The 22,257-nt window shown below is 57.6% G+C and carries 21 protein-coding genes; 9 read left to right on the forward strand and 12 right to left on the reverse strand.

The genetic code is table 11. From position 1 onward, the window contains the following. Positions 1-23: 23 nt before the first annotated feature. The 7 genes from HKD40_RS03810 to HKD40_RS03840 form a co-directional block, all read right to left on the reverse strand. Entirely contained in the window at positions 24-833 is an 810-nt protein-coding gene (locus HKD40_RS03810; protein WP_169194393.1) for a DUF2189 domain-containing protein, read from the reverse strand. A gap of 140 nt (positions 834-973) precedes the next feature. Further along, the gene (locus HKD40_RS03815; RefSeq protein WP_169194394.1) at positions 974-2,245 is read right to left on the reverse strand and encodes an O-acetylhomoserine aminocarboxypropyltransferase/cysteine synthase family protein; all 1,272 of its coding nucleotides are present in this window, start codon (positions 2,243-2,245) and stop codon (positions 974-976) included. Positions 2,246-2,356: 111 nt separating this feature from the next. Continuing rightward, a complete protein-coding gene (locus HKD40_RS03820) occupies positions 2,357-3,979 on the reverse strand; it encodes a glycoside hydrolase family 43 protein (RefSeq protein WP_169194395.1) in 1,623 nt (540 codons plus the stop codon). 9 nt (positions 3,980-3,988) lie between these two features. Then, positions 3,989-4,429 carry a GNAT family N-acetyltransferase gene (locus tag HKD40_RS03825; protein WP_169194396.1) on the reverse strand — a complete coding sequence of 147 codons (441 nt, stop codon included), beginning with the start codon at positions 4,427-4,429 and terminating at the stop codon, positions 3,989-3,991. Continuing rightward, positions 4,429-5,736: a xylose isomerase gene (gene xylA / locus HKD40_RS03830; protein WP_169194397.1), complete on the reverse strand. Its 1,308-nt coding sequence runs from the start codon at positions 5,734-5,736 to the stop codon at positions 4,429-4,431. Before xylA ends, HKD40_RS03825 begins: the two co-directional genes overlap by 1 nt. Next, the gene (gene xylB, locus HKD40_RS03835; RefSeq protein ID WP_169194398.1) at positions 5,733-7,196 is read right to left on the reverse strand and encodes a xylulokinase; all 1,464 of its coding nucleotides are present in this window, start codon (positions 7,194-7,196) and stop codon (positions 5,733-5,735) included. Before xylB ends, xylA begins: the two co-directional genes overlap by 4 nt. 89 nt (positions 7,197-7,285) lie before the next feature. Further along, complete coding sequence (locus HKD40_RS03840) at positions 7,286-8,314, reverse strand: LacI family DNA-binding transcriptional regulator (protein WP_169194399.1); 1,029 nt, start codon at positions 8,312-8,314, stop codon at positions 7,286-7,288. A gap of 135 nt (positions 8,315-8,449) precedes the next feature. Between HKD40_RS03840 and HKD40_RS03845 the strand changes: the two genes are divergently transcribed. Together HKD40_RS03845 and HKD40_RS03850 are read left to right on the forward strand one after the other, a co-directional pair. Next, on the forward strand, positions 8,450-9,460 hold the full coding sequence (locus tag HKD40_RS03845) for an aldose epimerase family protein (protein ID WP_169194400.1): 1,011 nt from the start codon (positions 8,450-8,452) through the stop codon (positions 9,458-9,460). Between the two features lie 87 nt (positions 9,461-9,547). Continuing rightward, positions 9,548-10,255 carry a YafY family protein gene (locus tag HKD40_RS03850; protein WP_169194401.1) on the forward strand — a complete coding sequence of 236 codons (708 nt, stop codon included), beginning with the start codon at positions 9,548-9,550 and terminating at the stop codon, positions 10,253-10,255. Between the two features lie 52 nt (positions 10,256-10,307). Here HKD40_RS03850 and HKD40_RS03855 read toward each other — a convergent pair whose 3' ends face one another. After that, entirely contained in the window at positions 10,308-10,688 is a 381-nt protein-coding gene (locus HKD40_RS03855) for a DUF1294 domain-containing protein (protein ID WP_169194402.1), read from the reverse strand. Between the two features lie 74 nt (positions 10,689-10,762). Next, the gene (locus HKD40_RS03860; protein WP_169194403.1) at positions 10,763-12,289 is read right to left on the reverse strand and encodes a YifB family Mg chelatase-like AAA ATPase; all 1,527 of its coding nucleotides are present in this window, start codon (positions 12,287-12,289) and stop codon (positions 10,763-10,765) included. Between the two features lie 175 nt (positions 12,290-12,464). On the opposite strand from HKD40_RS03860, the gene HKD40_RS03865 reads away from it, so the two are divergent. The 4 genes from HKD40_RS03865 (at position 12,465) to HKD40_RS03880 (ending at position 16,167) form a co-directional block, all read left to right on the forward strand. Then, the gene (locus HKD40_RS03865; RefSeq protein WP_248305894.1) at positions 12,465-13,292 is read left to right on the forward strand and encodes a glycoside hydrolase family 25 protein; all 828 of its coding nucleotides are present in this window, start codon (positions 12,465-12,467) and stop codon (positions 13,290-13,292) included. Between the two features lie 89 nt (positions 13,293-13,381). Then, the gene (locus HKD40_RS03870) at positions 13,382-14,365 is read left to right on the forward strand and encodes an SPFH domain-containing protein (RefSeq protein ID WP_169194405.1); all 984 of its coding nucleotides are present in this window, start codon (positions 13,382-13,384) and stop codon (positions 14,363-14,365) included. Between the two features lie 3 nt (positions 14,366-14,368). After that, positions 14,369-14,818, forward strand: a complete 450-nt coding sequence (locus tag HKD40_RS03875) for an NfeD family protein (RefSeq protein ID WP_169194406.1) — start codon at positions 14,369-14,371, stop codon at positions 14,816-14,818. Between the two features lie 173 nt (positions 14,819-14,991). Further along, positions 14,992-16,167 carry an outer membrane beta-barrel protein gene (locus tag HKD40_RS03880; RefSeq protein WP_248306619.1) on the forward strand — a complete coding sequence of 392 codons (1,176 nt, stop codon included), beginning with the start codon at positions 14,992-14,994 and terminating at the stop codon, positions 16,165-16,167. Positions 16,168-16,170: 3 nt separating this feature from the next. On the opposite strand, the gene galU is transcribed toward HKD40_RS03880, so the two are convergent. Then, a complete protein-coding gene (galU, locus tag HKD40_RS03885; protein ID WP_169194408.1) occupies positions 16,171-17,055 on the reverse strand; it encodes a UTP--glucose-1-phosphate uridylyltransferase GalU in 885 nt (294 codons plus the stop codon). Between the two features lie 106 nt (positions 17,056-17,161). Between galU and galE the strand changes: the two genes are divergently transcribed. The 3 genes from galE (at position 17,162) to HKD40_RS03900 (ending at position 20,585) form a co-directional block, all read left to right on the forward strand. Continuing rightward, positions 17,162-18,148 (forward strand): UDP-glucose 4-epimerase GalE, encoded by a 987-nt coding sequence (gene galE, locus HKD40_RS03890; protein ID WP_169194409.1) that lies wholly within the window; start codon positions 17,162-17,164, stop codon positions 18,146-18,148. A gap of 12 nt (positions 18,149-18,160) precedes the next feature. Continuing rightward, the gene (locus HKD40_RS03895) at positions 18,161-19,345 is read left to right on the forward strand and encodes a lytic murein transglycosylase (protein WP_169194410.1); all 1,185 of its coding nucleotides are present in this window, start codon (positions 18,161-18,163) and stop codon (positions 19,343-19,345) included. A gap of 70 nt (positions 19,346-19,415) precedes the next feature. Continuing rightward, positions 19,416-20,585 (forward strand): DUF459 domain-containing protein, encoded by a 1,170-nt coding sequence (locus HKD40_RS03900; RefSeq protein WP_169194411.1) that lies wholly within the window; start codon positions 19,416-19,418, stop codon positions 20,583-20,585. Positions 20,586-20,638: 53 nt separating this feature from the next. Here HKD40_RS03900 and HKD40_RS03905 read toward each other — a convergent pair whose 3' ends face one another. Further along, the gene (locus HKD40_RS03905) at positions 20,639-21,274 is read right to left on the reverse strand and encodes a MarC family protein (RefSeq protein ID WP_169194412.1); all 636 of its coding nucleotides are present in this window, start codon (positions 21,272-21,274) and stop codon (positions 20,639-20,641) included. Between the two features lie 27 nt (positions 21,275-21,301). Beyond that, on the reverse strand, positions 21,302-22,243 hold the full coding sequence (gene gshB, locus HKD40_RS03910) for a glutathione synthase (protein ID WP_169194413.1): 942 nt from the start codon (positions 22,241-22,243) through the stop codon (positions 21,302-21,304). Between the last annotated feature and the right edge of the window lie 14 nt (positions 22,244-22,257).

A 22,257-nucleotide genomic window follows, 5' to 3' on the forward strand; every position in this document is an offset into this window, starting at 1 on the left:
CCGTTTTCCGTGCGTTTATCGCTTTATCGAATGAGCGAGGTCTGTGGGACCAGCTTGCGATAAAGGTGCCACGTGGCGTGGCCCAGAATAGGCAGTACCACCGCAAGCCCAACGAACAGCAGGGCAGAGCCGATAAACACGGCCGCGCCAACGATTAGCCCCCAAGCCAACATTGGCCCAATGTTCTTCAGCACGGCGCGGACAGAGGTTTCAATGGCCACATAGGCGCCGACATCGCGATCGATGAGCAGCGGGAAGGCGATGACACTGGTGCACAGCACCGCAAGAGCAAATAGCGCGCCCACGCCCGTGCCCATAACCAGCAGGCTCATCCCGTCCGGCGAGCCGAAGACTTGCGCGAACAGACCATCTAAAGTGCGCGGCGCGACGGAGCCGAAAATGCTTTGATAAATCGACTGCGCGGCGGTGAGCCAGAGAGTGAACAGCACGAGCAGCATGACGCCAACCACGACGATACTGCCAATGGCAGGTGAGCGAATGACACGGAAGGCATCGCGCCAACTGGGTCGGCGCCCCTCTTCGCGCTGCTTGGAGATTTCGTAAAGCGGCAGCGCCGCTACCGGACCGAGAAGGGCGAAACCGCCGATGAGTGGATAAAGGAGGGGCCAGGTCTGATAGCCATTCATCCACACGGTGAGCACAATACCGATGACCGGGTAGATCAGTGCCAGGAGCAGATAATGACTGGGCTTGGCCCAAAAATCCGCAGCCCCTTTGCTGAGGGCATCGCCAAGGTCCGCATAAGAAATTTTCGCGATTGCCGGCAGATCGAGCTTTTCGCCCACACCGGACATGAGATGAATTCGGGCCATAGTCGTCCTCCTTCCAACAATGAAAGTCGCGTGACCCGCGTGGCGCTGCCTCAAGCGCGATACGCAGAACCTGCGACCGCTAAAGAGCTCAGACTACGCCCAAAGCCGGAGGCTGTCGCCCCCGGCTCCAGAACTTGTGATTATGCCTTGGCCAGCGCCTGATCGATGTCGGCGATGATGTCGTCGATGTGCTCGATGCCCACCGATATACGGACCAAATCTTCCGACACACCGGCCTTAGCCAGTTCTTCTGGCGAGAGCTGACGGTGCGTGGTGGAGGCCGGATGGCAAGCGAGCGACTTGGCATCGCCAATGTTGACGAGGCGCAAGATCAACTGCAGGGCGTCGATAAATCGCCCGCCAGATTCCTTCCCACCGTCGATGCCGAAGGACAAAATGCCCGAGCCCGAGCCCTTGGAAATCTTCTGCGCAACGGCATGGTAAGGGCTGTCCTCAAGCCCGGCATAATTCACCCACTTTACCTTGGGATGGCTCTTGAGGTGCTTGGCCACCTTGAGCGCATTTTCAGAGTGGCGCTCGATACGCAGACCAAGCGTTTCCAGACCCTGCAAAATCAAGAAGGCATTGTGGGGGGAGATCGCAGCACCAGTGTTGCGCAGCGGAGCAACGCGAGCACGGCCGATATAGGCTGCCGGCCCCAGAGCCTCAGTGTAGACCACGCCGTGATAGGACGGATCGGGCTCGTTGAGGATTGGGAAGCGCTTGGCATTGGCCTTCCAATCAAACTTGCCGCTGTCAACAATCGCGCCACCGATGGCGACACCGTGGCCGCCGATGTATTTGGTCAGCGAGTGCACAACGATGTCCGCGCCGAAATCGAATGGGCGTGTCAGATAGGGGGTCGCGACAGTGTTATCGACGATCACTGGCACGCCATGGCGATGGGCGATCTCGGCGATCTTTTGAATGTCGACGACATTGCCCGCTGGATTGCCGATGGATTCGAGGAAAATCGCCTTGGTCTTGTCGTCGATAGCCTTTTCAAAGCCTTCGTAATCGTCATGGCTGACAAGACGGGTTTCAATCCCCTGACGCGGGAAAGCGTGAACGAAGAGATTGTATGTGCCGCCATAGAGCTGGGAAACCGAAACAATATTGTCGCCGACACCAGCAATGGTCTGAATGGCATAGGTGATGGCAGCCATGCCCGAGGCAAGCGCCAGTGCTGCGATCCCGCCTTCGAGCTCAGCCACACGCGCTTCGAGCACGGCCTGAGTCGGGTTCATGATGCGGGTGTAGATATTGCCCGGAACCTTCAGATCGAACAGATCAGCGCCATGCTGGGTATTGTCGAAGGTATAGGAGGTCGTCTGATAGATCGGCACGGCAGCGGACTTCGTCGTCGCTTCAGAGGTATAGCCGTGGTGCAGGGCAATAGTTTCGGGCTTCATAGTCTTCTCCCTAAGAACGGATGAGAAGACTCTGACAACACCAGAAAAATAACAAGGCGCGAAAGAGACAAGTCGTTCTCCTCCGCGCCCTGTTCGAGAGAAATAAAGCGCTTAACTTACCGCATCGAGCTTATAACGATCCAAGGACCCGTGCTGCGGCGTGTAAGTGAAGTAGTCGAAATCCGCTGGCGAGGCCGTGCCGTTCAAGTCATGAGCGGCAACGCCAACGAAGGCGCCAGTGAAGCTGCCGTGTGCCTGGTGACCACCACATTCATCGGACAGCAAGGACGCGTCGAACACCGGCCCAATGGCCTGCAATTCTTGGCCCTCAAGCGCGTAGTAAAACTGCAGGTCACGATTGCGAACGGTGAGCTTGAGCCGGACCTTGCCGCCATTAGGGATTTGCACAGGGGCCGCAGGGAATTTGAGCTTGCCATCTGGCCAGCTCATTTCCGAAGTCATCAGCAGCAGTTCGCGTTGACCATCCGAATGGGCCGTCACGGCGAGATAGAAGAAATTGTAGCGGCTATAATAGGCCGTCAGCCCGGCCATGGTGCGTTCGTCCGTGGCGGCAAAATCGACGAGCGTTTCCGCGTCATAGGAAAAATGCGTCTGGCGGCGGGCGACCAATGATTGCTCAAACCACGAGCCAATCGACTCGCGACCAAACAGACGCAACTTGCCGTTTTCAGTTGTGAAAATGCGCTCGGTTTCCGGCGTGCGGAGCCACTGGAAATCCTTGTGCAGACCATTTTCAAAGCTATAGCGCTGCTCCGCCCAATATTTGTCCTCGTCGCGCGTGCCCGGCACGTCCGCCTCAAGCGAGGGGACCGGCCCGTTCTTAACATAGAGCCAGTCGTCCTCGCCCCAATAGCATTCCTGAATTGAGGTTTCGCGGCCGAGAACGCAGCGGCGTTCTTGCGTGGTCGGGCGACCGCCGAGGTGAACGAGATAGGTTTTGCCGTCAGGCGTATCCACGAGATCACCATGACCGGCGCGCTGGATGGCGGCAAAGGGCGAGTCTTTTGAGGTCAGAATATGCTTGTCGGGATGGGTTTCATATTGCCCATCCAGCGTGCGCGAGCGCGCAAAAGTGCAGGCATGGTCATAGGCCGTGCCGCCTTCAGCAGTGAGCAAATAATACCAGCCGTTGCGCTTATAAAGATGCGGGCCTTCGACCAGTTTAAGGTCCGTGCCCTGATAGATATTGGTGATCGGGCCAACGAGCTTTCCGGCCACCGGATCAAACTCTTGCAGCATGATGCCCGCAAAAAGCAGCGGGCGGACGCGATGGTCCCAGGCCATGTTGACGAACCACTTCCGGCCATCGTCGTCATGGAACAGCGAGGGGTCAAAGCCCGAGGAATTGGTATAGACCGGGTCTGACCACGGGCCTTCAATATTATCCGCCCAGACGATGTAGTTATGGGCGTCCTTGAACGAGCCGTCTTTGCGCTTCACATCGGTGTAAACCAGCCAAAAACGCTCGCCGTCATGGCTCAGGCACGGCGCCCACACGCCACAGCTATCTGGGTCGCCACGCATATCGAGCTGGGCCTTGCGGGTCAGCGGACGCGTCACCAGCTCCCAATTGGCCAGATCCTTTGAGTGGTGGATCTGCACGCCGGGGAACCATTCAAACGTGGACGTGGCAATATAGTAGTCGTCGCCGACGCGAAGGATCGACGGGTCCGGATTAAAACCGGGAAGAATGGGATTGGTGATCTGTGGCATCGTTAAATCCTAGACCGACAGCGTCATGCGATATGGGACGAAGCCGGTCTGGCTGGCCAGTCGATCATAGAGCTGCATAGCGGTCGTATTGGTTTTGTGGGTGGTCCAATAGAGCTGCGCGCAGGGTCTGGCCCGCGCGATTGTCGCGACATGTTCGATCAGTGCACGACCATGGCCGCCACCACGCCCTTCGGGCATGACGTACAAATCCTGCAAATAGCAATTGTCGGCGACCGCCCAATTGGTGCGATGATATAGCCAGTGAACGAGGCCAATAGGCTGGCCGTCCTGGAGCGCGAGCGCGCCCCAGGTTGGCTCGTTAGGATCGAGAAGGCGCGACCACGTCGAGGCAAAAACCTCTTGCGGCAGAACCGTTTCGTAGAACTGCAAATAGGCAGTCCACAATTGGGTCCACACCCGATGGTCGCTCTGTTCGATCGCCCGGATCATCAGACGAACCGATTGACTAGATTTTCGAGATATTCTTGGCGGCCAGAGCGCGGCTGAGGATTGATGCTTTGTGCGTCAACCTTGCCGGCAATGTCAGCCAGCGACAGCTTTCCAGCCAGAATATCCTTGCCCAAGCCATTGTCCCAACCGGCGTAGCGGTCATCGAGCAGCTTATCGAATTCGCCATCTGCGATCAGGGCAGCTGCGCCCTTGAGGCCACGAGCCAAGGTGTCGAGACCCAAAATATGACCGTGCAACAAATCTGCTGGGTCGAGCGACTGGCGGCGCACTTTGGCGTCGAAATTGAAGCCGCCCTTGCCAAGACCACCCTGCTTGAGAATGTAGTAGAAGGCGAGGGCCATTTCCCCGGCATTGTTCGGGAAGTGGTCGGTATCCCAGCCAGACTGCAAGTCATTGCGGTTGGCGTCGACCGAGCCAAGCTGGCCCAGCGAGGAGGCCACAGCCAATTCATGCTCGAAGGAGTGACCGGCGAGGAAAGCGTGGCCAACTTCGATGTTGCACTTCACCTTCTTGTCGAGGCCATATTTCTGGAGGAAGCCGAACACCGTTGCGACGTCAAAGTCGTACTGGTGCTTGGACGGTTCTTGTGGCTTGGGTTCGATGAGGATCTGACCGGTAAAGCCGATCTTTTCGGCATGCTCGATAACCAGCGTCAGGAAGCGGGCCATCTGGTCCTGTTCCTGGCCGATCTTGGTGTTGAGCAGGGTTTCGTAGCCTTCGCGGCCGCCCCAAAGCACATAGTTTTCGCCGCCCAGTTCATGGGTCAACTCGAGTACGGCCTTCACCTGACCGGCAGCATAGGCGAAAATTTCTGGATCTGGATTGGTCGCAGCACCCGCCATATAGCGACGGTTAGAGAAGAGATTGGCAGTGCCCCACAGGAGCTTCTTGCCCGAGCTCTGCATCTTGCTGGCAATGAGATCGCCGATAATGCGCAGGTTCTTATTACTCTCCGCTAGAGTTGCGCCTTCTGGTGCCACATCCACGTCGTGGAAGGCAAAAAAGGGCACGTCGATGAGATTAAAGAACTCAAACGCAACTTCGGTCTTGAGCTTTGCGCCTTCGAGGCCCTTATCGAACCAAGGACGATCAAAAGTACGGCCGCCAAAGGGGTCGCCGCCTTCCTGCGCGAACGTGTGCCAATAGGCGATGGCCGGGCGGATGTGATCTTCCATCCGCTTGCCAGCAACAAGCTCGTCCTTATTGTAATGACGGTAAGCGAGCGGGTTCTTGCTCTCTGGACCTTCGAATTTAACTTGGCTCAGACCCTGGAAAAAGTCGGTCACTGGCGTATCTCCTCAATAGCCGGGAATAGGGCGCGGTAGCGCTCGTATTGTTCTGAATAAGCAGCCGACAGCTTTGTGTCGGGTGCGATAACTGTTTTGACGGGCGGCATGGTCATCACCTCTGCAGGTGAGGCGCCGATTGCCGCACAAAGGCCCAGACGGGCAGCGCCCAATGCCCCACCGAAATCACCGTCCGCGGGTAGGGCGATTTCCATGTTGAGATTGGTGGCGAGTAATTTGAGCCAAAGCGCGGATCTGGTGCCGCCACCCACGGCCAGAAGCCGCGAGATGTTTGTGCCCGCATCCGCCAAAACGCGCTGACTATCGCGCATGGCGAAAGCGACGCCTTCCATGACGGCTTGCGCCATTTGCGCTGTATCGCTCGATTGGCTGAGGCCAACAAACGAGCCTCGCGCCTTAGGCGCATTGTGCGGCGTCCGTTCGCCGGAGAGGTAAGGCAGGAAGATTTCTTCGCCCGGACCGTTGAACTGTGCCTCCGCTTCGCCAGCCAGCTCCGCCTGCTTTTTGCCGGTGATGCGGGCGAGCCAATTGAGCGAGTCGGTCGCCGAAAGGACGACACCCATCTGGTGCCAAGTATTTGGTATCGCGTGGCAAAACGCGTGTACGGCCCCATTGGTGTTCGGGCTGAACTTGGCGTTCGAGACGAACAACACGCCCGAAGTACCCAGCGAGACAAAACCTTCGCCGGGACGAATAGCGCCGATCCCGCAAGCAGCAGCAGCATTGTCGCCTGCGCCACCAGCAACGATCACTGGCCCCGTCATGCCCCAACGCGCGGCGAATTCAGCGTTGAGCTGACCCGAGCTTTCTGAGCCTTCGACCAGACGCGGCATGTGTTCACGCGTGAGACCTGTCACGGCGAGCAGTTCATCAGACCAATCGCGTTTTGCGACGTCGAGCCAGAGCGTTCCAGCGGCATCGGACATGTCCTCGACATGCTCGCCGGTCAGCAGCAAGCGCACATAGGCCTTAGGCAAAAGAACCTTTTTGAGCTTTTTGAAGATCTCTGGCTCATGCTTGCGCACCCAAGCAATCTTAGGCGCAGTGAAGCCTGCCATGGCGATATTGCCAGCAACATCGCGCAGACTGGGCAGGGCCGCTTCCATTTCCGCGCATTCAGCGGCCGAGCGACCGTCATTCCACAAAATGCAGGGGCGCAGAACTTCGTCATTGGCCCCCAAGAGGGTCGCGCCGTGCATATGACCAGAAAGGCCGATGCCCTTCACCGCCGCCAAAGCCTGCGGATGGGACGCGTGAAGCTTGTCGATCGCGGCAAGCGTTGCCGCCCACCAATCCTGCGGGTTTTGTTCCGACCAACCGGGATGGGGACGGGTCGGCTCCACGGCCGCAGCCGTCGCTTCGCCCAGCGCTTTCCCGGACGCGTCGATCAACAGCGCTTTTACGCCGGAAGTGCCGATATCAATGCCAAGAAAGGTCATGAGGCACGTACCTCAGAAGCAATCAACAAAAACATCCCAACTCCCAATGCTCCGTTTTTGGAGCGCACCGCTGACATCGATAGCGCTATCTAGCGCAAATTATCGCGAAGGAAAATCGCTAATTCAATAGACTCGCTCTGTACAGGTCGAGCACCCGACAAGGTTAGGCTGCGCGCAGCGGCAATAACTTCACGAATCTCACCATCAGGGTTCTGATCCAGAACCACATCGATAGTTCCACCCATGAGCCCCAAACGTGTTGGCCCGGTCAGTTCGTGGGTGATCACTTTGATATCACCACCGCGACCGGAAGCCTCTAGCGCAGCGACCAGACCAGCATTGCCTGCACCCAAATTGTAAATGCCGGCAAGTCCCTCATTTTCTTTGATAAGTTCTGCGACATAGGCTTGCGTTAAGCTGCGCTCATCATGGCCTTCTTTGGGGCCAATAAGTTCGATGTGTGCAAACTCGGATGCGATCACACTCCGAAACCCTTCGAGACGATCCAGGTGATCGCGCAGGTGGAGCGAGCCCGCCATAACCCCAACCTTGCCCCCTTGGGGCAGGAAGCGCCCCATGAGCGAGGCTGCCGTGCGTCCAGCCGCAACATTATCGACGCCGATGAAATTCCGCCGCGCCGACAAGGGCAGGTCAGAAACCAGCGTAATGACACTAATGCCGCGACGATGAGCGCAATCTATTGCCGCGATCACCTCAGGTTCATCGCCCGAAACGACAATGGCATAGTCGGTGGTTTTGGGATCGAGCCTATCCAAGCGCTCCGCCAAACCAACCGCGTCAAACGCTTTAATGCGCACCAACTCGAGATGAATTCTGTCCGATTGGGCAGAGAGAACACGCCGCGACACAGCGTCGGCAAGGCTCTCCATAAACTCATTGGTGCTTTCAGGGATGAAGAAAACGAGGTGCAGATCGCGCGCACGAGCCATTAGGGAAGCGTTGAGATCGCGGGTAAACCCGATCTCGGCAATAGCGTCTTCGACCTTCGTGGCTGTTGCCGCGCGCACCCCGGGGCGGCCATTAAGCACCCTGTCGACAGTCGCTAGAGAGACGCCAGCTGCACGAGCAACGTCATGTACAGTTGCTCGACGTTTCAAGCTTTCCTCTGACAAACTGCTTCCCCACACTTGCGTCTGCTTTTGCAGAGTTGTTGCGCGCCTAGCAAAGGTCAAGTGTCCCGTTGCGGTGAAGAGACAATAAAGCTAGACCCTTGTGCCAAAGTGGAGGACATTATGGGCGTAACCGTCTCACAATTCGGCGAAATCGGCGGCCAGAGGGTCGATCAGTTTCGCCTGACCAGCGATACCGGCGTCTCTGTCGATATTATCGGCTATGGCGTTTCTGTCCGCGATTGGCGCGTTCCAGTCAATGGGGGCGAGAGAAGCGTCGTTCTCGGATTCGATAATCTTGAGGCCTATCTGGACCATGGCGCCCATTTCGGCGCGATCGCGGGACGCGTCGCCAACCGGATTAAAGACGCCAGTTTCGAGCTCGATGGCACGACCTATCAACTCGCAGCCAATGTTGGCAAACTACAGCTGCACGGCGGCACCGATGGCTTGGGCCATCAGGTCTGGCAGGGCCAAGTTGATTCGTCGAACAACTCGGTTCGCTTCAGCCATTTCTCGCCCGATGGAGCCATGGGCTATCCGGGCAATGTGAATTTTTATGCGACCTATACGTTGATCGGAAACCGCCTGCGGTTGGAGCTTCGCGCCACCACGGACCGCAACACGCCGATCAGCCTCGTGCAGCACCAGTATTTCAATCTTGGCACGACCGACACGGTCCTCGACCACACCGTTCAGATTAACTCGAGCGCCTATACGATCCTGGGTGATGATCTGGCGCCAACCGGCGCCATTCTCCCCTCGCGCGGCACGATTTACGATCTCCGTAAGCCGCGCACCATGCGCGACGAAAAGGGCGCGGGGGTCGATTACGATATGGGGCTGGTGCTTGATAACGGTAGAAAATTCTCCGAACCGCTCGCAACCGTTGTTTCGCCAGACAAGGACCTCACCCTCAAATTGTGGTCGGATCGTCCGGGCGTGCAGTTCTACAATGCGGTATGGACCGACATGAAAATGCCGGGCCTTGAGGGCAAGATGTACGGCAAGCACTCTGGCTTCTGCCTAGAAGACCAGTGCCCAGCCGACGCGCTGCACAACCCGCATTTCCCCAATATCATTTGCGGTCCGGACAAGCCGTACAGCCACTGGTGCGAAATCGAAATTTCCTAACGCAGTGCTCTGCTGACAAGATTTGAGCGTTCCCTTCGTTACGCTCCTGAGCCACACTGCTCAGGAGCGGAATATGGGAACGCCTCTATGGATAAGACCGAGCGACTTTTCTCGATCATGGACGCCTTGCGGCGTCACCGTATGCCGGTTACTGCCGCTGCTTTGGCGCAGGAACAAAAAGTCTCTGTGCGCACGCTTTATCGCGACATCCAAACCCTTATTGGGCTGGGCGCCCCAATCGATGGCGAAGCGGGAATTGGCTACATGCTGAAACCCGGATTTTTCCTCCCACCGCTCATGTTCACGCCCGAAGAGCTAGAGGCACTCGTCCTCGGCGCACGCTGGGTCGAGGCGCAACCCGATGATGGCTTGGGTGCAGCCGCGCGCAATGCCTTGGCAAAAATTGCGACCGCGTCGCTGGATGATTTGCGCGATCGGATCAGCGACACCGCTCTTTGGCCCGTCGCCATTTGGGGCCAGAGAAAACCCGTGCCCGTGCTCGGCGATATTCGCCAAGCTATGCGGCAGGAGCGCGCTGTCATCATCGACTACCAAGATGAGCAGGCGCGCGCGAGTTCAAGGACGATCTGGCCTGTCGGGCTCGCGTTTTACGAAGGAAAACAAACCATTGCAGCGTGGTGCCTGCTACGCAACGCCTTCCGAAACTTCCGCACGGATCGCATTGTCAGCCTTCAGCTCACCGAAGAACGCTACGGCAAGCGACGGGGTCAGCTCGAAAAGGAATGGCGCGCCTCGTGGGAGCACGATGTGAAGTACACCGAAGGGAACACCTGATGTTCCACGTGAATCACGGATTTGGAATTTTGGATTCACGTGAAACACGGCATTAGTTGAGCGAGCGCACCGGCCCTGGTGTCATCTCAATGACAGCGAAAATAACCAGTAAATGGAACGCGGTAAGTGCGAGCGCCGACACCGCAAAAAGCTGCTTTTGCGTTTTGTGCCGAAACAATTGCTGCCCGAGTAGCCCGCCCAGAATACCAAACGCTGTGTCCGCAAACAGCAGATGCAGCTCCCGGATACGTCTACGCCCCCCACGCGCAGATGATTTGTCGATGGCATAAAGCACCAGACTAACGAGCCCCATGCCGAAATACAGTGCGGCGACCCAGAAGGGCAGGCGGAACGTTACAAGGCCAAAGCAGAGCGCCAAGAGCAGCGCTGCGACGCAGAAATAGCGAAACTTGCTCGTCTGCTTTTTCGCCATTCAATTCGTCCTTATTGCCGGGCCTCAACTGGTAAGGCCAAAGCTTAAACAACTGCTTTGTATCGGCCTAAACGCTAACGTGTTTCAAAGCTCAATCGATAGCTCAGCGCTTTGGCGATATGCGGACGAGAGACTTTTTCAGAACTAGCCAAATCAGCCAAGGTCCGCGCGACTTTGAGAACGCGGTGATAGGCGCGAGCCGAAAGATTGAACCGGTCTGCCGCTTGCAGCAGCAAGTTTTGACTTTCCCGATCAGGCTCAACAAGTCGCTCGATCAGCGTTGACGTGGCTGACGCATTGGTGAGGACCTCAGGGTGTCCAGCGGCGTCATAGCGTTGGCGCTGAAACTCTCTTGCCCGTGCCACACGGCTAGCCACAACGGCCGAAGACTCGGCCTCCCCGACGGCACCGATCATCTCGGCGGCCGATACGCTTGGCACATCAATGCGGATATCAATGCGATCCAGAAAAGGGCCAGAGATACGGGCCTGGTAATCACCGGCACAGGCCGGGCCACGCTTACAAATATGACCCGGCGTTCCGGCGTAACCGCATTTACAGGGGTTCATAGCGGCAATGAGTTGGAAGCGACTAGGATAGGTGACGCGGGCATTTGCCCGGGCGATGACTGTTTCGCCGCTCTCTAGAGGCTGACGCAGACTATCCAAAACATTGGGCGCAAATTCAGGCAATTCATCCAAAAAGAGCACGCCATTATGGGCAAGGCTTACCTCTCCGGGTTTCACCCGCAAGCCGCCGCCAACAAGGGCTGCCATCGAGGCAGAGTGGTGCGGAGCGCGGAAGGGACGACGATCGGAGAGGACGCCGCCGACCAGCTCGCCGGAAATGGATTGGATCATGGAAATATCCAATAATTCTCGCGGACTAAGTGGCGGCAAAATAGAGGGTAGGCGGGCCGCCAGCATGGATTTTCCAGCACCGGGCGGCCCTACGAATAAAAGATTATGCCCCCCAGCCGCGGCCACTTCGAGGGCACGACGAGCGACAGCTTGTCCCCGCACATCGCTGAGATCGGGCAAATTGCTGCGCTCTTCTGATTGGCGGGCGGGTTTGGGCCGAGCCTGCAATTGATGGCCAACAAGGTGATTGGCCACCGCGAGGAGGCTATCGGCAGCAATAATATCAATGTCTTCGCCCGCCCAGGCCGCTTCGGGACCAGAGGCGGCGGGGCAAATAACGCCCATGCCCTTTTCACTGGCGGCAAGCGCGGCGGGCAAGATGCCACTGACATGAGAAATGCGGCCATCAAGCCCCAATTCCCCCAGGACCAGATAGCCATCGAGCGCATCGCTGGGGATCGCGCCCATAGCGGCCATCATCGCCAGCGCGATCGGCAAGTCGTAGTGACTACCCTCTTTGGGAAGATCAGCTGGGGCCAGATTGACCGTAATGCGCTTGGCGGGCAGACCAAGTCCCGAGGCAACGAGCGCCGCGCGGACACGCTCGCTGGCTTCTTTGACGGCCTTATCCGGCAGCCCGACCATGTAAATACGGTGTAAACCCGGCGCTATCTGAACCTGCACCTCAATCGGAACAGCTTCGATCCCCTGAAACGCCACGGTGCCAACGCGTGTCACCATAGGTATGTCCCCCTAGCCAAAGGCAGGCTAACAGAACGCAAACAGAACGCAATATGGTCTATTAACCATGCGAACTGCCATATTGGTTACCCTAAAACTCCATTAACCCAGAAATGTTGAAACAAAGGCCAGCTTAAGTTGTGCGTAGCGTGTGCCTTCATTGATGAAACCGGTTTTGAAATCTCCCCGCCTCTCCACCCTTGCGAAAGGCGCTGTCTTCGCCCTCGTCGGCGTTGCATTGGCTGCTTGTGCTACTGGCGGTGGGCTCTATGGAGCTATTCCGGGCGACAACCGTCCGCATAAGGCCGTTGATCGAGCCCGCTCGATGCCGGTGCAGGGCATTGACGTCGCGCGCTATCAGGAAAACGTCGATTTCCCTCGCGCTCGCGGTGCTGGCATTCAATTCGTTTTCATGAAAGCAACCGAGGGCAAGGACTATCTTGACCCAGACTTCCGCGTGAACTGGCAGCGCGCCGCTCAGGCTGGCATGCCACGCGGCGCCTATCACTTTATGACATGGTGTTCGCTGGCCTCCGAGCAGGCCGCTTGGTTCGTTGCCAATGTGCCAGCAGACCCGTCGGCACTGCCGCCGGTTCTAGACCTCGAATGGAACAATCACTCGAGCTGCAAGACCAAGCCGAGCAAGGCCGATGCCTTGGAAAAAATTCGTCTGATGCTGGATGTGATGGAGCGCCATAGCGGTAAGCTGCCGATCATCTACACTGACATGAACTTCCACCGCGACATTCTCGAAGGCGAGTACTTCCCCAATAGCTTCTGGCTGCGCTCCACCGCTGCCGAGCCGCATGAGCGCTATAAGAACCGTCCTTGGACCTTCTGGCAGTATACCCAGACCGGTCTTGTGGCCGGTGTGCGGGGCGAGGTGGATCGCAACGTCTTCTATGGTTCACAGAACGAATGGATGACCTTCCTGTCGACCGGCTGTGATCCACGCGCCATACCAGCGCTGCAGCAGACAGGCCGTTGCGGCTACGCCAAATAGCCAGGGTCAGCAAATCTTAGCGAATAGCCTATCCCCAATAGAGTGCTGCTGCGGTAACGTGGCAGCACTTTTGTTATGGGAGCGCGGCGATGGGATTGTTGGATGAATTGGGCCTAGGCGGTTTGAACACAGTTCTAATCGCACTTGCGATACTGCTGATCATTGTCTTGTTTGCTGGCGCCAAGACCGTGCCGCAGGGCTATCACTACACCATTGAGCGATTTGGCCGCTACATTCGCACACTGAAGCCCGGGCTCAATTTGATCGTGCCCTTTATCGATGTCATCGGCAAAAAGCTCAATGTTATGGAACAGGTCCTCGACGTTCCGCATCAAGAGGTGATCACACGCGACAATGCGACCGTGACGGCAAACGGCGTCACATTCTACCAAATTCTCGATGCTGCAGCTGCTGCTTACGAAGTGTCGAACTTGGAAAATGCCATCCTCAATTTGACCATGACCAACATCCGATCCGTCATGGGTTCCATGGATCTCGACGAGCTGCTCAGCCATCGCGATGAGATCAATGATCGCGTGTTGCGGGTGGTGGACACCGCCGTTTCGCCTTGGGGCGTTAAAATTACCCGCATCGAAATCAAAGACATTGATCCACCCAAGGATCTTGTGGAGTCGATGGGCCGCCAAATGAAGGCAGAGCGCGAAAAGCGCGCGACAATTTTGGAAGCCGAGGGTCGTCGCCAAGCTGCTATCCTCAAAGCAGAAGGCGAAAAGCAGGCGCAAGTGCTCGAAGCGGAGGGCCGCAAAGAGGCTGCCTTCCGCGACGCTGAAGCGCGTGAACGCGCTGCAGAAGCCGAAGCGCGCGCGACCCAGCTGGTGTCGGAGGCCATTGCTTCGGGTGACGTGCAGGCGATCAATTATTTTGTCGCCAACAATTACATCAAAGCCCTCGAGGGCATCGCCACCTCGCCAAACCAAAAGGTTCTGATGCTGCCCGTGGAAGCCGCCAGCGTGATCGGCTCAATCGGCGGTATTGCCGAAATCGCCCGCGAAGCCTTTGGCGCGGGTTCGTCCCAGCCACGCGGCACTGGTCGTCCTCCAAACGCGGGTTAAGACATGAACCTTATTGCTCTTATCGCTAGCTTTGGACCATGGAGCTGGATGGTTTTTGGCCTGATCTTGCTCGGCCTTGAGTTGGCAGTGCCGGGCGGCTTCCTCATTTGGTTCGGTGTCTCCGCTCTGGTCATCGGGGCGCTGACACTGGTGGTTGCGGTCAGTTGGCCGCTCCAATGGCTGGCCTTCGCGGCCCTCTCTTTGAGCGCGATTTTCATCTGGACCAAAAGTGCGAAGCGTCGGCAGGCACACAGCGACAAACCACTGCTCAATCAACGGACTGATCAGTTGATCGGGCAAACAGGGATCCTCTCCGAACCGATCATCAGCGGCTTGGGCCGAATGCATATTGGCGACACGGTTTGGCGTGTCTCAGGGCCTGACTTGACCACCGGGAGCAAAGTGCGAGTAGTTGGCGCCGACGGTAATATCCTCAGAGTGGAGCCGTTTTAGGTCCGTCTCAACCAGTATTTAACCATGACGTGCAAGGGTTCCTTATGGGCATGACAGGGGTTTTCGACGCGGTCGAAGAAACGCCCTGCTTGACGGCGGAGCCATGAGTTTTGTTGGTAAAGAAGCTGAATTTGACGCTGCTCGCATTGGCACCGTGCCTGTGCGCGGGGTCAGTGCTTGCCGACCCCATTAGTGACGACCGCCTACAGCCAGGGCTTTACCCGGCTGCGCCTACAAGCTTTGTCCCGACAGAGGAAGGGGCTCCCCCCTTTGAGATAGACTGGTCACTCGGTCTAAGAGGCACGCAGATCTCGTCCAGCGATGGCAATAGTTTTAGCGCCCACCTGCGCCCCGAGCTCGATTTGCGCAGCCTGGGCAATGTGGTTGATACTCATATCAATGCCCATGTCGAATTGGCGCGCGGCAGTGACCCGCAGATCACCCCAACCACCGCGGCAATTTCGGTTACGGCTGGTTCGCAGTTGAACGAGAACACGCGGGTGCAGGGCCAGGCCGGCCTAAAATTCGATCGTGAATTGCTCGGCACACCCGGCTTTGATCCTCAAATTATTCGACCCGCAGATATCACCACCGGCCATATTGAGGCTGGCATGGCTCATCGTTTTGGCCAGTTCAACCTCAGGCTCAATGGCCAGATAGAGCGTGTTGCCTATGGGCCGACCGAGAGGCGCGACACAGGCACAACCGATAATTCCGATCAGAACCGATGGAGCGCGGAGGGCACGCTGCGCCTCGGTTATCAAATCACCCCAATCGTTGAAGTCTATGGCGAAGGCCAGCTCGGTCGCCATTGGTTTGACCAGGCAGGGAAAAGCTCCGGCCAATTCGCAGATGCCTATACGCGCAACGTCAAAATGGGCGTGAGCGGGAACTGGCAAGAGCGGATTACCGCCCATGCCGCCGTTGGCATGGGCCAATACATATTCACCTCGGCAACGCAGCCGGAAGTGACGGCCCGTCTCTATGAAGCGGGTGTGACTTGGAAGCCTGATCCAACCCTGAGCGTTACCGGCCTTTTGGCGCGCAATATCGAGCCGACAGGGGCGGATAGTGCCGGTGCTGTACGCGTGATTGATAGCGCTAAGCTGTCGGCCAGCTATCAAGTCAACAGCGCGCTGGCGTTGCGCACCAGTAGCGAGCTCGCACATTCACGCGTTGAAAATAGTGGCGAAACTGAAGATCGCCGCAGTGCGGGCCTCGGGGCCGATTATGGCCTCAACACGCGCACAAAACTCAGCGCCGATTACAATTATGCCCACCGCACCAATAGCGCGACGGGCACATTTTATAGTCACCAGCTCAGCGTCGGTGTGACGCTCAAGCGGTAGTCCTTAAAGCTTGTCGCTCAGATCGAGCGCCCGCAGCTCCTCAAGGAAACCAGCGCGGATGTCTTCGCGGTCGAGCGCGAAGACGACGTTGGCCGTGAGGAAGCCCAGCTTGGAGCCACAGTCGAACACCTTGCCTTCGTACTTTACGCCGGTGAACTTCTGCTGGCCCATAAGGGTCTGCATCGCGTCGGTGAGCTGGATTTCCCCACCCGCACCGCGTGGCTGTTCGGCCAAAAGCGAGAAGATTTCTGGCTGCAGAATATAGCGGCCGGAGATGAAGAGATTGGACGGGGCTTCTTCGCGCTTTGGCTTTTCAACCATGCCGCTGATCGCAAAACCCTTGTCGTCGCCATCGCCACGAACAACAACGCCATAGGACGAAACATCGTCCCAAGCGCATTCTTCAACGCCAATGACATTGCCGCCGGTTTCTTCGTACGCGTCCATCATCTGACGCAACACGCCCGGCTTGGCGCGGAAAATCATATCGGGCAGTAGCAGCGCAAATGGCTGGTCACCAACGATATCGCGCGCACACCACACCGCATGGCCAAGGCCGAGCGGTTCTTGCTGGCGGGTAAAGCTGGTGCGACCGGCAGAGGGCAGATCCTTGCGCAACTCTTCCAAAGCCGCATTCTTGCCGCGGCTTTCAAGTGTGGCTTCAAGTTCAAATTGACGATCAAAATGGTCTTCGATCACAGCCTTGTTGCGACCGGTCACGAACACAAAATGCTCGATACCAGCTTCTCGCGCCTCATCCACGGCATATTGGATCAGGGGGCGGTCAACGACCGTCAGCATTTCCTTAGGCATGGCCTTAGTGGCGGGCAGGAAACGCGTGCCAAGTCCGGCAACAGGAAAGACAGCGGTACGTACACGCTTGGTCACGTGGGCACTCCAAATGAATTCTTAGGGGTAGTCGGCATAAAACTTTACAGCTATCTGCCACAGGATAAGTTTTAAAACTAGCGTTTCGCCATAGGAGAGAGCTTTCATGGCCGTTCTGGTTACTGGGGGCGCCGGCTATATCGGCAGCCACATGGTCCTCAATCTCGCTGATGCTGGCGAAGACGTTGTGGTCTTGGATAATCTTGTTACCGGCTTTGACTGGGCCATTGATGCTCGGGCGAAGTTCGTTGAAGGGAACGCAAACGACATTCCTTTCGTCATATCGCTGATCGAAAAATATGGCATTACGGAGATCGTTCACTTCGCCGGCTCTATTGTCGTGCCGGAATCGGTGACCAATCCCCTAAAATACTACGCCAACAACACGTCTACTTCGCGCAGCCTGATTGAGGCTGCGGTCAAGGGTGGCGTGAAACACTTCATCTTCTCCTCGACCGCCGCGGTCTACGGCATGACCGGGCTTGCACCGGTTGTCGAAGATACACAGCTCAACCCGATGTCGCCCTATGGTCGCTCGAAGCTCATGACCGAGTGGATGCTCGCCGACGTCGCCGATGCGCATGACATGACCTATGGCGTCCTGCGCTATTTCAACGTTGCTGGTGCGGATCCGGGCAAGCGTTCGGGTCAGTCAACGCCTGAGGCCACTCACCTCATCAAGGTCGCGTGCCAAACGGCGCTTGGTCAGCGTGAGAAAATGAACATTTTCGGCACCGACTACGAAACACCGGATGGCACCTGTGTTCGGGACTATATTCACGTTACCGACCTGATCAGTGCCCATGCCTTGCTGCTCAAGCATCTGCGTTCAGGTGGCGAAAGCACAACCCTGAACTGTGCATATGGTCGTGGCTATTCCGTTCGTGAAGTCGTCGACACCGTGCGCAAGGTTTCCGGCGTCGACTTCGTTGCCGAAGAAGGCCCACGCCGTGCGGGCGACCCGGCGTCCATCACAGCCACTGGTGAAAAAGTGCGTCAGCTTCTCGGCTGGGTGCCAGAACACGACGATCTCAACGAAATCGTCGAAACAGCGTATGCTTGGGAACGTCACTTGATGACGCGAAACCGCTAAAGGAGCTTTCCCATGCGTTTGGCGATTGTGATCTGGTTGATTTGTACCGGCGCCACACTCGCCCAACCGAGGGAGAGCTTTGAGCAGTTTATCGGTGAATTCCGCGCAGAGGCGCTGGCCCAAGGGGTCAGCGCCTCTGTCTATGATAGCGCCACTGGGGGGCTCACCCCGGACCCCAACGTGCCCAATCTGGTAGCGAGCCAACCAGAGTTCACCACGCCGGTCTGGGAATATCTCGATCAGCGCATATCCAATAATCGCGTTGAACGGGGCCGGGCGGCTATGGCCCGCCAAAAAGACCTGTTCCAAAGCGTGGGAGCGGCCTCAGGCGTCGATCCTTATGTGCTCGGTGCGATCTGGGGGATGGAAACCGATTATGGCACTGTGCTCAGTCAGACAAAGCTGATCCGCCCCATTGTCCGTTCGCTCGCAACAGTTGTCTGGCAAAGACGCGTTCGTTTTGCCGAAGACAAGGCCGATTTCATCGCGGCGCTCAAACTGACCGAGCGCAGTGGCGGTGTTTCGCCGATGGGGTCATGGGCCGGGGCGATTGGCCATGTTCAGGTGAACCCCAGCAATGTTCTTGCCCATGGTAAGGATGGGGACGGCGACGGGCAGGTCGATCTCCATAACTCGCTTGCCGACGCTCTGGTCACCAGCGCGATCTATCTGCGCGCGCTCGGCTACCAGCCGGGTATGGACTGGGGCTTTGAGGTGGACGTGCCGGAAGGGTTCGACTATCTGCTCGCGACGCGCGACCAGCTTCGCCCAATCCGCTTCTTTGCCGAACGCGGCATTGCGCGCGTTGCCGGGCGGCAATTTCAAACGCTCGAAACGCCGGTTTTTCTCTACATTCCAGCAGGCCATACGGGTCCCAAATTTCTGCTGACCGCCAATTACCTTGCCTTCAAAGGCTATAATTTCTCCGACAGCTATGCCCTGGCCATTGGCCATCTCACCGACCGGCTCAAAGGCGGGGGCAATCTTGCCACGAACTGGCCACGCAATACGCAATTTCCCAATCTCGCCCAGCGCCAGCACATCCAGCAAAAACTGAAAGAGCTTGGCTATTATGACGGCATAGTTGACGGCCGCATCGGGCCGGTGACGCAGGCAGCCTATGCGCGATTTCAGGCAGCGCAAGGCCAACGCGCCGACGGCTTTGTCACGCGCGCCAGTTATGAGGCACTGCGTTAAGCCAAGAAGCGCATGGTCTTGAGCCAAGCGGATATGCTAAACTGGCGGCGAAAATTGCAGTGAGAGGCCGATGAAGCGGCTAGGCGTATTTGTAGTGCTCTTGAGCATTGTCGGGCTCGACACCGCACCCGCGTGGGCGCAGGTGATCGGGGACGAGCGGATTGTTATTGCCCAGCAGGAACAACCGCGCCGCCGCACGCTTTTTGATCTGTTGTTTGGTGAGGAGCCCGCTGCGCCGCCGCCGGTCCAACGAACACAGCCACGCCGGCAAGCCGCGCCAACCCCGCCGCCGCCACCGCCCAAGCCAGTGGTCGTCAAAAGCGTAGACGCGACGCGCTTGGCCGTATTCGGCGACAGCCTGGCCATTGATTTGGCAAAGGCGCTCGAACGCCACTACGCAGAAGATCCAAACCTTGTGGTCCTTGATGAAGGCGTCAGCGCTTCAGGGTTTGTGCGGGCGGATTTCTTTGATTGGGGCGCAAAGATCGGCAGCGCTATTGCCGAAAATAGCTTCGACGTCGCCGTTATCAGCATTGGCGTCAACGATCGCCAAGAGTTTCCCGGGGCTGCATCCGACAACATTGTTCTCTCACCAAACTGGTCGGCCAGCTATCAGGCGCAGTTAAATCAGTTTCTGAGCCAGCTCAGGAGCGCCCGCAAACCTGTTCTCTGGGTAGGTTTGCCGCCTATGGAACGCAGTCAATATTCTGCCGACATTGCCCAGATCAATGCCCTGCAACGCATGGCGGCATTCTCTGGCGGCGCAGAGTTCATCGATATTTTTGACCGCTTCTTGAGCGAGGATGGCCGCTACACCGCGTTCGGGCCGGATCTAAACGGGCAGAACGCACGCATGCGCAAAGACGATGGCATTCACTTTGCCAATGCGGGCGCCGACAAGATCGCGTTTTACGTCAGCCAAAGTCTCAGCGTGTTTTATCGCGGTGGTACCATTACCCTTGCGGCCGTTGATCCGCTCGCTGGCACAGATGCCGCCTTAATGCAGCGCCCGCCCTATCAGGGCCTAGGGCAAATCCGGTTGCTGGAAGTTGCCGGCCCCGTGCTCCCGCTTGGGCGCCTAGCCCAGCGCGCCAACAGTTTGATGGACCTGAGCGCTACACACACGGCACCAGCCTTCACGCTCGAGCAGCTGATGGATGCTCCTCACGGCCGCGTGGATGACTTTGGCTTGGGCTATGATCCAGCCGAGCGGGCGCGCAGTGAGACAGAAGCGCTCTAAGGCGCTGGTCATGATGCGTCACGTGCACCACGACCAGCGTTCAAGGAGTGGGGTTAGCTAGCGACCACACCCAATAGTCCGCTGGTGCGCACGCCATCGAAGATAAACTGCACGGCAAGGGCTGCCAAAAGCACCCCGACCACACGAGTGACCACTGCCAGCCCAGTGATACCGAGCAGGCGCTGGATCGGGATAGCGACCAGCAAAGTGAGCCAGGCCGCCAGCATAATGGCGACGATAGCCGCAACAACCATCCAGAACGCCAAGCGATTGTCGGCCCCGGTCGTCAGCAGGATGACGGCACTAATAGCCCCAGGACCGCTCAACAGCGGCATCGCCAGAGGGAACACCGAAATGTCGTTGGACTGACGGGCTTCGTTTTCTTCTTCGGAGGTGGTGCCCGTCGCGCCGGAATGGCGAGCAAACACCATGTCGATCGCAATCAACAGCAGCAGAATGCCACCTGCCGTGCGCAGCGCCGGAATGGTGATGCCGAAGACTTCGAGAATGGAATTGCCGAGAAAGGCAAAGCACAAAAGAATGCCCAGCGCGATGAGCACACCGCGCGTGGCAAAAATCCTGCGTTCCGCAGGCGTGTTATCCTTGGTCAGCGCCGCAAAGATAAAGGGAATGTCGGCGACACCCACGGTTGCGAAGAGGGTGACGAAAGCGACCAGAAAAACATCCATGAGCCTTCGCCCCCTTCACAAAAACGCTTAGCGACGCTTTTCGATTGCGTCCCAGATCATGGCCGTAATATCGGGGCCACCAAAGCGCTTGATTTCACGCAGGCCGGTGGGCGAGGTGACATTGATCTCGGTGAGATAGCCGCCGATGACGTCAATGCCAACGAAGATCATGTCGCGAGCCTTCAGCGCTGGCGCAATGGCCGCGCAGATTTCCAACTCACGTTCGGTCAGCGGGGAGAGTTCCGGACGACCGCCAACATGCATGTTGGAGCGCGCTTCGCCCTCTGCCGGCACGCGGTTGAGGCCCATCACAGGCTCACCATCGATGATGATAATGCGCTTGTCACCCTTGCGCACATCCGGCAGGTAACGCTGGATCATGAAGGGTTCGCGATATTTGTCTTCAAACAGCTCAAGAAGGCTAGCGAGGTTTTGATCGTTTTCCTGAATGAGGAAGACGCCAGCGCCACCATTGCCGTAGAGCGGCTTGACGATGATATTGCCGTGCTCCGCGCGGAACGCTTCGATTTCAGCGCGATCGCGAGTGATCAGCGTTGGCGGCATCAGCTCGGGGAATTCGGTGACCAGAATTTTCTCTGGCGCATTGCGCACCGCCGCTGGCGGATTGACCACCAAGGTCTTGGGGTGAATGCGCTCGAGCATATGGGTGATGGTGATGTAGTTCATGTCGAACGGCGGGTCTTGGCGCATCAGCACCACGTCCTGGGTCGACAGATCAATGCGGCTGGCCGCGCCGAGCTCAAAGTGCTCACCCTTATCGGCGTCAATGACCTTGATCGGTTGCACCAAAGCGCTGAGCACATTGTCCCGCAGCGCTAGAGTGTCGGCGGTGTAGTGCACCAGTTCATGGCCGCGCGATTGCGCCTCCAACATCATAGCAAAGGTGCTGTCACCCTTGGGATTGATGGTTGAGACGTGATCCATTTGGACGGCGACTTTGAGGGACATGAGCAAATCTCGCA

This window comes from Devosia sp. MC1541 (assembly GCF_012847305.1).
Lineage (GTDB): Bacteria > Pseudomonadota > Alphaproteobacteria > Rhizobiales > Devosiaceae > Devosia.